This is a genomic window from Mycobacterium sp. (assembly GCF_032159765.1).
Lineage (GTDB): Bacteria > Actinomycetota > Actinomycetes > Mycobacteriales > Mycobacteriaceae > Mycobacterium.
In genome coordinates this window covers 1-16,037 of record NZ_JAVHWM010000034.1, presented here as the reverse complement: position 1 = coordinate 16,037, position 16,037 = coordinate 1, and the positions used below count along the sequence as shown (strand labels likewise).

The following is a 16,037-nucleotide window of genomic DNA, read 5'->3' as shown; positions in this document are numbered from 1 at the left end:
TCGGCCGGGTCAGCCAGGTTGGCGCAGCCAAGAACGGGGCCAGCCTGAAGCTGGAGATCGATCCCGATCAGGTCCGGTACATCCCGGCAAACGTCGAGGCACAGATCGACGTCACCACCGCATTCGGCGCCAAGTTCGTCGAACTGGTCTATCCGACGAACCCGAGTAATGAACGACTGGCTGCCGGCGCGGTGCTGCATTCGAAGAATGTCAGCACAGAGGTCAACACAGTCTTCGAAAATGTCGTCGAGCTGCTCAAAATGATCGATCCGGCGAAGCTGAACTCGGTGCTGACCGCGGTGGCCGACGCGGTGCGCGGGCAAGGCGAACGGATGGGTCAGGCCACCACAGACCTCAACGAGGTGTTGACGGCGCTCAACGACCGCAGCGAACTCATCCGCCAAGACTGGCGCTCGTTCAAGCGCTTCAACGACACATATGCCGCGGCCGCACAGGACATCCTGACGGTCCTGGACGCCGCCAGCACCACCAGCACCACCATCGTGAACCATTCGACCTCACTGGACAGCTTGCTGCTCAACGTCATCGGCTTCTCGAAGGCCGGGACCAACCTGCTCGCCACCAGCAAGGACAATCTCGTCGCATCGGTCAATGTTCTCGAGCCCACTACGAATCTGCTGCTCAAGTACAACCCCGAGTACACCTGCTTGCTGCAGGGCGCCACGTGGTACCTCAATAACGGCGGTTATTCGGTGTGGGGCGGCGCAGACGGCCGGACAACCCAACTCGACGTCGCCCTGTTGCTCGGCAACGACCCCTACGCGTATCCCGACAACCTTCCCATCGTCGCGGCCAAGGGAGGACCCGGCGGAAAGCCGGGGTGCGGGTCATTGCCGGATGCTTCGAAGAATTTCCCGGTGCGACAACTCGTCACCAACACCGGTTGGGGAACTGGCGTGGATATTCGGCCCAACCCGGGCATCGGGCATCCCTGCTGGAACAACTACTTCCCGGTTACCCGTGCGGTCCCGGAGCCACCCAGCATCCGCCAGTGCATCCCCGGGCCGGCGGTCGGGCCGGTGCGCTATCCCGGAGCACCGGCCTATGGCGCGCCGCTGTACGGCCCGGGCGGGGTGCCGCTATGGCCGGGTGTGCCGCCGGCAGGACCCGGCCCGGGGCCGGCCCAGCCCAATGAGAACGGCCAGATGCCGCCATGACCGCCGACGAGCGACGCAACCGGGAGATAGGAGGGAAGCATGGGTAACTTCAAAGGCGCCGCCTGGCGCCTGGCCGTCTTCCTGACGGTCTGCCTGCTCGGAACGTTCGCGCTGCTGACGATCTTCGCGAATTTTCGGTTTGGTCAAGGCAAGACCTACTCCGCCGAGTTCACCAACGTGTCGGGCCTGAAGACCGGCAACTTCGTCCGGATCGCCGGCGTCGAGGTCGGCCAGATCAAGAAGATCTCCGTCAACCGCGACGCGACAGTGCGGGTCGAATTCTCTACCGACGATTCTGTAGTGCTCACAGAAGGAAACCGGGCAGCGATCCGCTACGACAATCTGATCGGCGGGCGCTACCTCGCCTTGGAGGAAGGCGCTGGGCCGCTCACTTCCCTCAGGCCCGGAGACACGATCCCGGTGTCCCGCACCGAACCTGCATTGGATCTCGATGCGCTGCTTGGCGGCTTCCGGCCACTGTTTCGTGCGCTGGACCCCGAAAAAGTCAACGAGCTGAGCGGACAGCTGATACAGGCGTTTCAGGGCCAGGGCGGCACCATCGCGTCGTTTCTGGACCAGGCGGCCGCGCTGACGAACACGCTGGCCGACCGCGATCAACTGATCGGACAGGTCATCGACAACCTCAACGTGGTGTTGGGGTCGCTGGGCGGCCAGAGCGACAGGCTTGACAAGGCGGTGACGTCGTTGTCGGAGCTGGTCCACGGACTGGCGGCGCGCAGGACCGATATCTCTAACGCGGTGGCCTACACCGACGCTGCGGCCGGCTCGATCGCAGACTTGCTTACGCGGGCCCGCGCGCCGTTTCAGAAGGTGGTTCATGAAACCGACCGGACCGCGTCCATCGCCGTGGCCGACCACGACTACCTCGACAATCTGCTCAATCAGCTGCCGGACAAATACCGGGCGCTGGCCCGTCAGGGGATGTACGGCGACTTCTTCAGCTTCTACCTCTGCGACGTCGTACTGAAGCTCAATGGAAAGGGCGGCCAGCCGGTTTACGTCAAGGTCGCAGGCCAGAGCACGGGACGGTGCGCACCGAAATGAAAACATTCTCTGAGCGCAACCCAATGATCATCGGCACCGTCGGTGTTACAGCGGTCGTCGCGATCGTGCTTGCCGCGCTGAACTATCAAAAGCTTCCTTTCATTAACCCGGGCAACGACTACTCGGCCTACTTCGCCGACGCCGGTGGGTTGTACAACGGTGCCGGCGTCGAAGTGTCCGGGTACACCGCAGGAAAGGTGTCCGACATTGAACTCGACGGTCCTCATGTGCTCGTCAAGTTCCGTATCGACAAGGACATCCATCTAGGTGACCGGACCGAGGCGGCGATCAAGGCAAAGAGCCTCCTGGGCACCAAGATCCTCGACGTCCTACCTCGGGGTGACCGCGATCTAGCCGGTGCCATTCCGATCGACCGGACGACATCGCCCTATCAGCTGCCCGACGCCCTGGGCGACTTGGCCACGACGATCAGTGGGCTGAACACCGCGCAACTGTCGGACTCGCTGGCCACGCTGGCGCAAACTTTCTCCGGTACGCCGCCAGATCTGCAGGCCGCGGTACATGGGGTGGCGCGGTTTTCGCAGACGCTCAACGAGCGCGATGCCCAACTGCGCACCCTGCTCGACAACGCGGCCAAAGCGACTGGAGTGCTGGCGAAGCGTACGGACCAGGTCGTCAGCTTGGTGAAGGACACGAATGCGCTTCTGGCACAACTGCGTTCGCAAGGCGACTCCTTGGACCGCATCTGGTCGAATATCTCCGCGGTGTCGCAGCAACTCAAGGGATTCATCGCCGAAAACCGACAACAGCTGCGACCGGCCCTGGACAAGCTGAACGGAGTGCTCGCGATCGTCGACAACCGCAAGGAGCGCGTGCAAGAGGCCATCAAACGGCTCAACGGCTACGCGATGTCGCTTGGTGAATCAGTCTCCTCGGGTCCGTTCTTCAAGGCGTACGTGGTAAACCTATTCCCGGGTCAGTTCGTCCAGCCGTTCGTCGACGCCGCGTTCTCCGACCTGGGACTGGATCCGGCCACGTTGCTGCCGTCGCAGTTGACCGACCCGCAGACCGGCCAGCCCGGGACCCCAGCGTTGCCGGTGCCGTACCCGCGGACCGGCCAGGGTGGTGAGCCGAACGTGACTCTGCCCGACGCGATCACCGGCAACCCAGGCGATCCACGTTATCCGTACCGGCCGCCGCCACCCGCGCCGCCGCCCGGCGGGCCGCCACCCGGGCCGCCGGCACCGTCGCCCCCCGAGATCCAGTCCATTCCGGAACCGACACCCTCTCCGGTGTACGTGCCGGCGCCAGGTGAGGTGCCGCAACCGTGATGTCGAGGCTGCCCCACCCACGCGTTCTCCTGGCAATCTGCCTGGTGCTGGTGCTGGTGGCATCGGCTTTCGTCGCGGTGCGCGAAACCGGACAGGTCTCCCGAACCAGGGTGTTCGCCTACTTCGACAACAGCACCGGGCTTTTCGCCGGCGATGACGTGCGGATCCTCGGCGTCCCTGTCGGCAAAGTGGACAAGATTGAACCGGAGCCTGAGCGGGTCAAGATTTCATTCTGGTTCGATCAGAAGTACAAAGTGCCGGCCGACGCGAAGGCCGCGATCCTTTCTCCGCAGCTGGTTACCGGTCGGGCCATCCAGCTCACGCCGGTCTACACGGGCGGCGCCGTGATGCAGGACGGCGCACTCATCCCGAAGGATCGCACTGCGGTGCCGGTCGAATGGGATGACATCAGGGTGCAGGCTCAACGGTTGACTGAATTGCTACAGCCCACCAAGCCAGGCGGCGTGAGCACGCTGGGTGAATTGGTCACTACGGCCGCCAGCAATTTGCGCGGGCAAGGCGCCTCCATCCGCGACACCGTCATCAAGTTATCGCAGGCGTTGTCTGCCCTCGGCGATCACAGCAAAGACATCTTCTCCACGTTCAAGAACCTGTCGACACTAGTCACTGCGCTGCACGACAGCGCCGATCTGCTCGAGCAGCTCAACCGCAACCTCGCCGCGGTGACATCGCTGCTGGCCGACGACCCCAACAAGGTCGGTCACGCGGTGGAGGACCTCAATGCGGTGGTCGGCGACGTGCGGGACTTCACCGCAGACAACCGCGAGGCCATCGGCACGGCATCGGACAAGCTCGCGTCGATCTCCACGGCATTGGTCCAAAGCCTCGACGACATCAAGCAGACGCTGCACATCGGGCCGTCGACCATCGCTAACTTCGACAACATCTACGAAGCCGCCAACGGGTCGCTGACCGGTGCGCTGGCCATCAACAATTTCGCCAATCCGATCGATTTCCTCTGCGGTGCGGTGCAGGCCGCCTCCCGCCTTGGGGGCGAACAGGCGGCAAAGCTGTGCGTGCAGTACCTGGCACCCATCGTGAAGAACCGTCAGTACAACTTCCCCCCGCTCGGCGAGAACTTCTTCGTGGGCGCACAGGCCCGGCCCAATGAGGTCACTTACAGCGAGGACTGGATGCGGCCGGATTACGTTCCACCGGGACCACCTGCGTCGGTGGCCGCGCCGGGTCCACCTGGCCAACCTTCTGCAGGGGTACCACCCGGTCCACCGCTGGCGGCCGAGGCGCCGCTTCCCGATGGGCCGCCGCCCGCCGGGACCGTCTCGACCAACCCGGCGTCCGGTCTGCCTGGCATCATGGTGCCCCCTGGAGGTGGCTCATGAGATCGAGCCGAAGCCGCCGCGCGGCAATGTATCTGGTGATTGTCGCAGTCGTGACCGCGTTGTCCGGCTGCGGCAGCTGGCATGGGCTGAATTCTGTGCCGCTGCCGGGGACGCAGGGCCGCGGCCCCGGTTCGTTCGAGGTCAAAGTACAGATGCCCGATGTCAGCAACCTCCAACAGAACGCTCGAGTGCGGGTCGCAGACGTGACGGTCGGCACGGTGACAGGAATCGAGCGCCAGGGCTGGCACGCGTTGTTGACCACGCGCCTCAATGGCGACGTCCAGCTGCCCGCCAACGCGACCGCCAAGCTCGGCCAAACCACCATCCTCGGTTCGTTGCATGTCGAGCTGGCTCCGCCGACAGACGTGCCACCGCAAGGCAAGCTGCACGACGGCTCACTCATCCCGTTGTCAAACAGTGGTGCCTATCCGACGGTCGAACAGACGCTGGCAGCGCTTTCGCTAGTGCTCAACGGCGGCGGACTGGGACAGGTGCAGGACATCACCGCGGCGTTGAGCACCGCGTTCCGGGGCCGTGAGAAAGACCTGCGAAGCCTGATCGAGCAACTCGACAAATTCACCGGGTACCTCAACGACCAGAAGGATGACATCATCGCTGCCAGCGACAGCCTGAACCACCTAGTCAGGCAGCTCGCCGAGCAGCAGCCCGTCCTGGACCGGGCGATCGCGACCATCCCCGACGCGCTGGCGGTACTCAACGGCGAGCGAGACAACCTCGTCGAGGCCGCCGATCAGCTCGGCAAATTCAGCGCTCTCACTGTCGATGCCGTCAACCAGACCAAAGAGAACCTGGTCAAGGAGCTACGAGAAGTAGGACCAGTGCTGGAGTCGCTTGCCAACGCCGGCCCAAGCATGACGCGGGCACTCAGCTATATTCTCACCTTCCCGTTTCCCAACGAGACCATCGAAAAATGGCAACGCGGCGACTTCGCCAACCTCACGGCCATCGTCGACCTCACGCTGAGCCGCATCGACGCGGCAATATTCACCGGCACCAAGTGGGAATGCGATCTCACCGAGTTGGAGCTGCAGTGGGGCCGCACCATCGGCCAATTCCCCAGTCCGTGCACCGCCGGCGGCCCGCACAACCCGGGCAACCCGCTGACCATCCCGTACCGCTGGGACCAGGGGCCCTAGATGCACCTACACAGACGGATCAAGATCCAGCTCGCCATCTTCACCGTGATCTCGGTTGTCGCGATGGCGCTGATGTCGGTGCACTTCATGAAACTGCCGGCCAAGTTTTTCGGCGTCGGTCGCTACACGGTCACGATGGAGTTGCCGAACACCGGTGGCCTGTACAGCAGCAGCAACGTCACATATCGCGGAACCGAAGTGGGCCAGGTGGAATCCGTCCGCTTGACCGACACTGGCGTCCAAGCTGTGCTGTCGCTGAAATCCGGCATCGACATCCCGTCCGATCTCATCGCGCAGGTGCACAGCCAATCGGCAATCGGTGAGCAGTACGTCGAGTTGCGGCCCCGATCTACGTCGCGGCCGCTCAAAGAGGGCGACGTGATTCCGCTGGCTGACACCACTGTGCCGCCCGACATCAACACTGTGCTCAGCGCTGCCAACGCCGGTTTGCTGGCAGTGCCTAAGGGTGATCTCAAGACGGTCATCGACGAGTCGTACACCGCGGTGGGCGGGTTGGGCCCGGAACTGACCCGCATAGTGAAGGGCTCGACCGACCTGTCGATCGAGGCGCGCAAGAACCTGGACGCGCTGGTCGCGCTGATCGACCAATCGCAGCCGGTGCTGGATTCGCAGACCAAGACATCGGATGCGATTCAGGCGTGGGCATCGCACCTGGCGACCGTAACCACCCAGTTGCAGACCCACGATCAGGCCGTCGCTGGCATTCTCACCAACGGGGGTCCGGCGGCCGGTGAAGTACGTCAACTCATCGAGCGGCTGCAACCAACTCTGCCGATTCTGCTGTCCAACCTCGTCAGCGTCGGCCAGGTTGCGCTCACTTACCAAAGCGACATCGAACAGCTTCTGGTGCTTTTGCCCCAAGCCGTCGTCGAAGGCCAGGCGGGTGTCGTGGCGAATGCGAATACGAAACAGGACTACCGGGGCCAGTACTTGAGCTTCAATCTCAACCTCAATCTGCCGCCGGCCTGCACCACCGGGTTCTTACCGTCGCAGCAGCAGCGTGTGCCGACCTTCGAGGACTCTCCGGACCGCCCGGCGGGCGACCTGTATTGCCGAGTCCCGCAGGATTCGCCGTGGAACGTGCGCGGTGCCCGCAACATCCCATGCGAAACGGTGCCTGGTAAGCGCGCCCCCACAGTCAAGTTGTGCGAGAGCGACGAGCAATATGTGCCGCTCAACGACGGCTACAACTGGAAGGGCGACCCCAACGCCACCTTGTCTGGCCAGGGCATTCCGCAGCTGCCGCCCGGGTCGCCGTTGGCAGCACCCCCTCCGCCCGCTACCGCGCCGCTACCGATAGCCGCCATCGAGTACGACCCCGCCACCGGCACTTACGTAGGGCCAAACGGACGTACATACACACAAACCGATCTATCCGAAACCGCGCCGAAGGAGAAGACGTGGCAATCGATGCTGCTGCCGCCGGGAAGCTGACTCCAGCGGCGCAAACCTCAAACCACGAGGAGGAGACAACATGCCTGTGCTAACCGATTCCGAACTGCCCGTTGATGAAGACATCGGCGACACCGAGGACTGCGCCGCCGAGCCCGACGCCGATGACGGCGATGACGAACCCACCCCGCGCTCGAAGAAACGCATGTCGGATCCATTGCGTGCGACGTTGCTTGGTCTAGCGGCCGTCGTTGCGTCGGCGGCGCTGGTCGGATGGTTCGGATTTCATGCCCACCAGGCGCATCGGGCTCAAGCCGAGCAAAGCCAACTAATTCAGGCGGCAAGGCAGGGCGCGGTGAACCTGACGACAATCAACTGGCAGCGGGCCGACGCCGATGTCCAGCGCATTGTGGACGGGGCCACCGGGGAGTTCTACGACGATTTCGCCAGGCGGTCTCAGCCGTTCATCGAGCTCGTCAAGCAGACCAAGTCGGTCACGGTCGGCACCGTCACCGAGGCCGGGCTGGAGTCGCAGACGGCCGACACTGCCGAGGTACTCGTGGCGGTAACCGTTACGACTTCGAATGCCGGTGCGCCGCAGCCGGATCCGCACGCATGGCGGATGCGCATCTCGGTGCAGAGAGTCGGCGACCAAGCCAAAGTCTCAAACGTGGAGTTCGTGCCATGAGGTGGCTAATGTCCCGCCGAGCTGGGGACCCAACAGACGCCGATTCGGTGGACGAAACACCTGCCGAGCCGGTAGAGAGCGACGTGGTCGAGATCAAGGCCGAGGTAGCCGACTCGACCACTGACGCCGACGAACCAGATCCTGATACCGACGAGCCGGCCTCTGACGCGGAGCGGACAACGGCGGGGCGTCGTATCCAATGGTCGCGCGCGATCGCCTACGGGCTCGTGCCGGCGCTGGCGTTCCTGCTGGTGTCCGCCGCGGGTTATCTGAAATGGCAGGACGCCAGCCTCCGCGAGGCTCAGGCAGCCCGCGCGGAATCGGTGCGAGCCGCGATCGACAGCACAGTCGCGCTGCTCTCGTACCGGGCCGATACCGTGGACAAGGACCTCGAAGCCGCGAAGACCCGCCTGACCGGGACGTTCCTGACCGCCTACGCGTCGTTGACTCATGACGTGGTGATCCCAGGAGCAAAGCAGAAGCAGATATCTGCCGTAGCGACCGTCCCTGCCGCGGCGTCGACCTCCGTGACCGCCGGCCACGCGGTGGTTGTGGTGTTCGTCAACCAGACCATCATCATCGGACAGGGCGCGCCGACCAGCACCGCATCCAGCGTTCGGGTAACGCTCGACAAAGTCGATGGCCGGTGGCTGATCTCGCAATTTGACCCCGTCTGATCCATGATGCAGCGCCGACTCGTGTCCCTGGCAACGCTTTTCGGCTGTGGCTTGAGCGTCGCGGCGTTTGGGCTGGCCCCGGGTGCTCGCGCGGATGTGGTCGCCTATCTGGTGAACGTGCATGTGCGGCCCGGCTACAACTTCCCCAACGCTCAAGCTGCCCTGGACTACGGATACGGCGTCTGCGACAAGGTGTCCGAAGGACGCGGTTACGCACAGGTCATGGGCGATGTGAAGGCTGACTTCAACACGTCGGATGAATATCAGGCCTCGTACCTGATCAGCCAAGCGGTCAACGAACTCTGCCCGGCACAGATCTGGCAGTTGCGCAACTCTGCGGCCAACTACCGGCCGCCGCCCAGCGGCTGACATGAAGGAGATCGACATGCAGTATCGGCCAGTGACCTTGCCTGTGCTGGTTGTTATCGGTGCTACGGCTTGGCTGGGCGCACCCGTCGCTCACGCCGACAACAAGCGACTCAACGACGGGGTGGTCGCCAACGTGTTCACCGTCCAACATCAGGCAGGCTGCACGAACGACGTCAAGATCAATCCGCAGTTGCAATTGGCCGCCCAATGGCACACGCTCGATGTGCTGAACGACCGAAACCTCGACGGGGACATCGGCTCCGACGGGTCCACCCCACAAACCCGGGCGAACGCGGCCGGCTACCAGGGCCGAGTGGCGGAAACGGTGGCGATCAATCCGGCGCTGGCAATCAGCGGCGTCGAGCTGATCAACCAGTGGTATTACAACCCCGCCTATCTCGCGATCATGTCCAACTGTGCCAACACTCAAATAGGGGTGTGGTCCGAAAACAGTCTCGATCGCTCAGTCGTGGTGGCCGTGTATGGCCAGCCTGAGCGACCAGTCCCATCGAGACCACTTGGACCGGAAGTAGGCCTTCCGTCCCCCGTGGTCCTGCAGGAGAATGTTCCTCTCGATCCCAGCCCCGACTACGACGGCAGCGACGAGGTCGAGTACGGCATCGACTGGCTCCCGTGGATCCTGCGAGGCGTGTACCCGCCACCGGCCCTTCCGCCGGCATAAGGCCGTGGCCGCCCGTCGGGCGGTAGTAGGGTGAACAGCTGCGTAGAAGGCATCTGTGATGGGAATGTTGGCACCGGGTCAGAGGGATCATCGGTCGAATCAGATCCGCCGAGCCCGCGCGGCGCGGATGCGGTTTGGATAGCCGTGACCAATCCCGATGACACTCAACGCAGGCTCGCTTCCGGAATCGTCGCCGAGCTCGAGGCAGAGGGCTACCACGACGCGGAGCCGGTGGGGCGCGGTGGGTTTGGCGTCGTATATCGCTGTAACGAACCGTCGCTCGACCGCGTCGTCGCGATCAAGGTACTCAGTTCCGATCAAGACGATCTCGACCTCGTACACTTCGAACGCGAGCAACGGGCCATGGGCCGGGTGTCGGGGCACCCGAACATCGTGCCTGTGTTGCACAGCGGCCTGACCTTTACCGGGCGTCCGTACATCGTGATGCCCTACCACCGTCGGAACACGTTTGACGTCTGGATCAAAGGTCATGGACCGCTCACCGTGGGTGAAGCGCTGACGGTGGGAGTGCGACTGGCGGGGGCCCTGGAGACTGCTCACCGTGCGGGCGTTCTTCATCGTGATGTCAAGCCGTCCAACGTTCTTCTCTCGGCTTACGGAGAACCTCAGCTCTGCGACTTCGGCATTGCGCGGATCGCGGGTAGCAGCGAGACCGCAGCGAACATCTTGGTCGGGTCCCCGTCCTACACCGCGCCGGAGCTTTTCGAAGGTCGAGCCCCCTCGGCAGCCGCGGACGTTTACAGTCTGGCGGCCACCGTCTTCTCATTGTTGACGGGCGAGCCCCCATTTCCGTTCCGACCGGGGGAGAACCCCATCGCGTTTGTTCGTCGTGTGTTAGCTGGTCCCATCCCCGATCTTCGTGCGAAACGCGTGCCGGACCCCGTCTGCTCGGCATTAGAGCTCGGATTGAATACCGATCCCATGCGGCGGCCGAGTTCTGCCGTCGAGTTCGGTGAGGTTCTGCGAGCGGCTGGCGGCCATGCCGGTCTCACCATCGGCGAGATTCCGCTCGAGTTACCGGCACCACCGACCGACACCGGTGAAACGCCCTGCGACACCCCGGTGTTAGCACCGAGCGGGCATTTGGGGGCTGCCGCATTACGGTCGGACGGGTCGGGTGGCACTCGGCGTGTGAACTACCCGCCGAGCGCACCGACACGATTTCGACCGCCGACGTTCAACCGCCCGACAGTGCGCAGGCAACGAATCCTCGACCGCCTCGGCACCGGGCGAAGACCGAAGTTGGTCCTCATTCACGCGCCCGCCGGCTACGGCAAAAGCACCCTGGCCGCGCAGTGGGGCGAAATCCTCACCGGGCAGGGACTGAAGGGCGCTTGGCTGGCTATCGATAGCGACGACAACGATCCGATCTGGTTTCTTGCCCACCTGATTGAGGCGATTCGGCGCACCATGCCCGATCTCGCAGACGAACTACAGGAAGAACTTGAAAGCCATTTGGAAAACGCACACCGACATGTCCTTAACGCCTTGATCAATCGCCTGCACTCCGAGAATCAAACGCTGGCACTGGTTCTCGACGACTGGCATCGGGTAGACAATGCTGAAGCGATGAACGCTCTCGGCTATCTGCTCGGGAATTGTTGCCATCACCTACATTTGATCGTCGCAAGCCGGACTGGCTCAGGGATACCGCTGTCCACGCTACGAGTTCAGGGTGAGCTTGTTGAAATCGATGCGTCGCTTCTCAAATTCGATACGGCTGAATCCCATTCGCTGCTGGTCGACCAGTGCGGCCTCGACCTCACGACTACCGACGTGGCCGAACTCGAGGAGTCAACGGACGGGTGGGCCGCTGCGCTGCAATTGGCATCGTTGTCGCTGCGTGAGCACGACGATCCGGCCGCGCTCATCGAGCATCTGTCGGGGCGGGACAAGGCAATAGGCGAGTATCTGGCGTCGAACGTTATGGACAGTCTTGAACCGGACCTGCTGGATTTTCTGCTGTCGACGTGCATCACTAAGCAGATCTGCAGCGGATTGGCCACTGCGCTCACCGATAACCGCCGCAGTCGAAGCGCTCTCGAAGAGATCGAAACACGCGATCTCTTCCTGCGCAGAACGGACCCGGAAGGATCGTGGTTTCAATACCACCACCTGTTCGCCGAATACCTTCTGCACCGCCTCGAGCGCGATTCAGAAGACCGCGTACCCGAGCTGCACCGCAGAGCCGCACGGTGGTTCACCGAACACCAGATGCTCAGCCAGGCCGTCGATCACCTGATCCTCGCCGGCGACGCACCGCAGGCGGTCGATGCGGTCGAGCAAGCGGCCTCGGATCTGATGGAACAGTCCCAGATGAGCACGCTGATCGGGCTTGCGGCGAAATTGCCCGTGCAACATGCCGCTTCTCGTCCGAGGCTGCAGGTCGACCTTGCTTGGGCAAACCTCGTATTGCGCCGCGCGGCGACGGTATTCGACGCGCTTCGGCTGGCTGAGATCGGCATCGATTCGCTTCCGGCCGACGAAGCCGACCACCTCCGCGCCGAGATTGACCTAATCCGCGCAATAGTTCCAGCTTTCCAGGACCGCATCGACTCCTGCACCGATGCCGTCGTTCAGGCGTGTGTCGACAGGGCGGGCGCGCTTCGCCCCTTCATTCTGTGTCGGGCAGCCGATCTCGCCTCATTTGCGGCTCTTCGAGCGTTGGACTTCGATGACGCCCTTCGCTGGCAGAGGTGGGGTCGCCAATATCATCCACGGATCTCAGGGAGCCTGAGCGTTAGCTACGGATACTGTTTCGCTGCAATCGCGGCGAACGAGCAGCTCGACGTTGCCGGCGCACAGGCGAACCTGCGACATGCAAGGCGAATCGCGCTGCTGCCGTCCGGACGCCCAAGCTACGTTGCAAAGCTCGCCGGATCTTTGTTGGGAGAGCTTCTCTACGAATACGGCCAACTCGATGAAGCGGAGCCGCTACTCGACGAAGCATATGAACTTGGCGCCGAGGGCGGAATCGTCGATTTCATGCTGGCGGCATTCGGGACGGGGGCGCGGCTGAAACTTGCCCGCGGTGACGTGGCGGCCGCACGACAACGAGTCGTCGATGGTCTGGAAATTGCAAGGAACCTACAACTTTCACGACTGGAAGCGCGCCTCCTCAACGAAGGCGTTCGCATTGCCATGCTGACGGGCGAGCCAATCGACGAGTCGCTCGCACAGCGAGTCATGGCTCCAGGCGCACAGGTACTCGACGGAACGGGCAACGACGTAGCCGAACTCAAGGAGGACTCACAAATTCGACTCCTACTCCTCGAAGGAAAGCCTTCAGCAGTTAGTGAAGCTTGCCGGCGAGCACGAGTTCGTCTCGACCATGTTGACCAGAGCCAACGCCCGCGTGCACACCTCCACGCGATGATTCAACTGGCGCTCTGCCTAGCCGTGGCAGGCAATAACGACGAAGCGCAGCGGGTCCTTGCACCGGCATTGAGAACCTGTGCGGCGCTTGGCCTTGGCCGATTGCTCATCGACGAGGGACCGCTTATGCAGCGCCTCGCTAAGGACACCGCAGTCGGGGACGAGTTGAGTTCGGCCGACCGGACGAATATTCAGGATTTCGTGTTCAGCATCGCGGACACCCGCAGCGAACATGCAGCTCAGTCGACACACCCGCACGACCCAGGTTGAGTGCGTGAAGGACGCGCTCGTCGCGGAAGATGTCTAGCTCGCATAGCGTGACCCCAGTCGTCGGTCCAGGGTTAATGAGACTTACCGCCCGCAGCGGCGGGCAAGAACCTCGATGGATGTCGACACGACGACGCGAACGCAACACCCCCGAGCACGTGGTGCGAAAGCCGCAGGGTGGCGGATCGGCTGCTGGCCGAGGAGGCGACCGGCCGGAGGTGGCGCGCCAGCTGAGGGTTTCGGAGCAACCGATTACCGGTGGCGTAATCACTGCACAGGGATCACGGCACCTCGTCGAGGATCGCGGGAGGCGAGGACCGGTGGAATCCATCGAACGCCACATTGTTGTTGGCCGGCTGCAGTTCCCACCATCCACGGCGGGCGTTCGGCGCTCCCCCGTCGATGCGGATGCAGGACCCCGTGATGTAACTCGCCGCCGGCGACAGCAGATAGACGATCGCCGCCGAGACTTCGGCTTCAGTTCCGAACCGCTGCAACGGGATACCTGGCGTCAGGTCGTTGCGAATAAACGCGGTGTCCTTGTCTTCGTAGGTGTCTAGACCCTGCGACGCAATCGATCCGGGGGCGACCGTGTTGACACGGACACCCGATTCGGCCCATTCGGTCGCCGCACACTCGCTCAGCGTCAGCATTCCGCCGCGCGCCGCCGCGGAATGGGAGAAATGCGGCCACCCGTGCCAGATATCGGCGATCATGTTGACGATCGCGCCGCCGTGATCGATCATCCACCGGTTGTAGACCTCGCGCATGACGATGAATCCACCCGTCAGATTGCTTCTGACCACAGCCTCGAACCCGTTTGTCGAGATCGTCTTCATCGCAGCGCGATATTGGCCACCCGCGTTGTTCACCAGACCGTCGATGCGGCCATGGTCGGACAGCACCCGCTCGACGGTGGCGATAACCGCGTGTTCATCGCGAATGTCGGCGGCATGGGCCGAACTCGAACCACCATCGGATTCGATCTCAGAGCGCACACGCTCGAGTTTGTCCTCGTTGCGCCCGACGATCGCGACATGCGCACCGAGGGAGGCCAACTCATGGGCCGTGCAACGCCCGATTCCGCTGCCGCCGCCGGTGATGACGACGATGTGCTCACGAAATAGGTCGCGACGGTAGATCGACGTGTATGTCATGAGTTCCGTCCTGGGCTGGTCAGTGTCGTTCGGAGCTTGTCGTTATCCGGTCGGCGTCGCGCCGTTCGAGGAACTCCTGCTGGCGCTCGACGATCTCCGGGTTGCCCATGGTCGAATAGCCGTACAGGCACTCAAGCCTGAGCTGGTCGTCCAATGGGCGGCCCACGACCTCAAGGATTGTCTGCTTCGCTGATTCCACTGCGGCCCTGGGATTGCGCAGAATCTTGGCCGCGATGTCCTCGGCCGTGGCCATCAGATCGCCTTGCGGCACAACGCGATTGACCAGATGCACTTCTTTGGCCCGGTGCGCGTCGATGGGTTCACCCATCAGCTCAAGCTCCATCGCGATGCCCACCCCGACCGTGTTGACCAGCCGGACGATGCCCCCGTCGGCGAAATGCATGCCCCGGCGGATGTGGAAGAACCCGAAGTTCGCGTGCTCGGAGGCGACCCTGATGTCGCAGGCCAGGGCCAGTTCGATGCCGCCCCCGATGACCCAGCCGTTGAGCGCCGCGATGATCGGTTTGGGCGTCCGATGCAGCCCTCGGGTGATCCGGCCCGCGAACCCCTTCTCCAGCAGGCTGCGTCCGAGTTCGGGCCCGGCGTTGAGCCACGGATCGACATGCGATTTGAGGTCGGCGCCCGCGCAGAAGGTCTTGTCGCCCGACCCGGTGAGGATCGCGATCCGGACATCCGGATCGTCTCGGAAATCTGTCCACGCCTCGAACAGCAGCTCATCGGTCTCGGTGTCGATGGCGTTGTGTACCTCGGGCCGGTTGAGCGTGATGTACGCGATCTGATCGCGCTTTTCGTAGATCACCTTGGCCATGGGGATTCCCTCCGGTGTCATGCCGAGACAGCGCCGCGGCCGGCCTTGTGTCGGGCAATGATGAGCTTCATGATTTGCGCTGTGCCGTCTCCGATCTGCAGGCCGAGGACATCTCGCAGGCGTTGTGCGTACGGCATTTCCTCGGTGTAGGCACCGTGACCGTTGAGCAGCAAGCAAGTTTGGACGATGTCGAATGCCAGCTTGGGTGCCCACCACTTGCACATCGCTGCCTCAGCGGTGTGCGGCAGCCCCTGGTCTTTGAGCCACAACGTCTTCAGGCACAGCAACCGGCATGCCTCAAGTTGGGTCTCGGCTTCGGCCAACGGGAATGACACACCCTGATTCGCGATGAGCGGTGTACCGAAGCTGGTCCGCTCAGCGGTGGACAGCCACGTTTCGTCAAGCGACTGCCGGGCGACCGCCAGACACTGGAGCCCGATCAGGGCGCGGCTGTAGTCGAAGCCCTGCATCACCTGGATGAAGCCATTATTTTCCCGGCCGATCAA

At 63.2% G+C, this 16,037-nt stretch carries 14 protein-coding genes; 11 read left to right on the top strand and 3 right to left on the bottom strand.

Translation table 11 applies throughout. From position 1 onward, the window contains the following. The 11 genes from QOH60_RS03940 to QOH60_RS03890 form a co-directional block, all read left to right on the top strand. The coding region (locus QOH60_RS03940; RefSeq protein WP_526417311.1) for an MCE family protein at positions 1-1,178 on the top strand (1,178 nt) is incomplete at its 5' end. Positions 1,179-1,217: 39 nt separating this feature from the next. Then, on the top strand, positions 1,218-2,243 hold the full coding sequence (locus QOH60_RS03935; RefSeq protein ID WP_526417309.1) for a virulence factor Mce family protein: 1,026 nt from the start codon (positions 1,218-1,220) through the stop codon (positions 2,241-2,243). Further along, positions 2,240-3,535: a virulence factor Mce family protein gene (locus QOH60_RS03930; RefSeq protein ID WP_526417307.1), complete on the top strand. Its 1,296-nt coding sequence runs from the start codon at positions 2,240-2,242 to the stop codon at positions 3,533-3,535. Before QOH60_RS03935 ends, QOH60_RS03930 begins: the two co-directional genes overlap by 4 nt. Continuing rightward, positions 3,532-4,896 (top strand): virulence factor Mce family protein, encoded by a 1,365-nt coding sequence (locus QOH60_RS03925; protein WP_526417305.1) that lies wholly within the window; start codon positions 3,532-3,534, stop codon positions 4,894-4,896. The genes QOH60_RS03930 and QOH60_RS03925 overlap by 4 nt, the downstream gene beginning before the upstream one ends. Next, a complete protein-coding gene (locus QOH60_RS03920) occupies positions 4,893-6,053 on the top strand; it encodes a virulence factor Mce family protein (protein WP_526417303.1) in 1,161 nt (386 codons plus the stop codon). Before QOH60_RS03925 ends, QOH60_RS03920 begins: the two co-directional genes overlap by 4 nt. Further along, a complete protein-coding gene (locus tag QOH60_RS03915; protein ID WP_526417301.1) occupies positions 6,054-7,508 on the top strand; it encodes an MCE family protein in 1,455 nt (484 codons plus the stop codon). Positions 7,509-7,548: 40 nt separating this feature from the next. Then, the gene (locus QOH60_RS03910) at positions 7,549-8,154 is read left to right on the top strand and encodes an Rv1363c family protein (RefSeq protein ID WP_526417299.1); all 606 of its coding nucleotides are present in this window, start codon (positions 7,549-7,551) and stop codon (positions 8,152-8,154) included. Further along, positions 8,151-8,831, top strand: coding sequence for a hypothetical protein (locus tag QOH60_RS03905; RefSeq protein WP_526417297.1), 681 nt, complete (start codon positions 8,151-8,153; stop codon positions 8,829-8,831). The genes QOH60_RS03910 and QOH60_RS03905 overlap by 4 nt, the downstream gene beginning before the upstream one ends. A gap of 6 nt (positions 8,832-8,837) precedes the next feature. After that, the gene (locus tag QOH60_RS03900) at positions 8,838-9,200 is read left to right on the top strand and encodes a DUF732 domain-containing protein (protein ID WP_526417313.1); all 363 of its coding nucleotides are present in this window, start codon (positions 8,838-8,840) and stop codon (positions 9,198-9,200) included. Between the two features lie 16 nt (positions 9,201-9,216). Beyond that, a complete protein-coding gene (locus QOH60_RS03895) occupies positions 9,217-9,882 on the top strand; it encodes a CAP domain-containing protein (RefSeq protein WP_526417295.1) in 666 nt (221 codons plus the stop codon). A 30-nt stretch (positions 9,883-9,912) separates the two neighbouring features. Next, positions 9,913-13,548: a protein kinase domain-containing protein gene (locus tag QOH60_RS03890; RefSeq protein ID WP_526417293.1), complete on the top strand. Its 3,636-nt coding sequence runs from the start codon at positions 9,913-9,915 to the stop codon at positions 13,546-13,548. Between the two features lie 278 nt (positions 13,549-13,826). Here the strand turns inward: QOH60_RS03890 and QOH60_RS03885 are convergent, their stop codons facing one another. The 3 genes from QOH60_RS03885 to QOH60_RS03875 form a co-directional block, all read right to left on the bottom strand. Then, complete coding sequence (locus QOH60_RS03885; protein WP_526417291.1) at positions 13,827-14,702, bottom strand: SDR family oxidoreductase; 876 nt, start codon at positions 14,700-14,702, stop codon at positions 13,827-13,829. Between the two features lie 19 nt (positions 14,703-14,721). Then, positions 14,722-15,531 carry an enoyl-CoA hydratase/isomerase family protein gene (locus tag QOH60_RS03880; RefSeq protein ID WP_526417289.1) on the bottom strand — a complete coding sequence of 270 codons (810 nt, stop codon included), beginning with the start codon at positions 15,529-15,531 and terminating at the stop codon, positions 14,722-14,724. Between the two features lie 17 nt (positions 15,532-15,548). Beyond that, positions 15,549-16,037 (bottom strand): acyl-CoA dehydrogenase family protein (locus tag QOH60_RS03875; protein WP_526417287.1); only part of this gene is annotated, 489 nt, incomplete at its 5' end.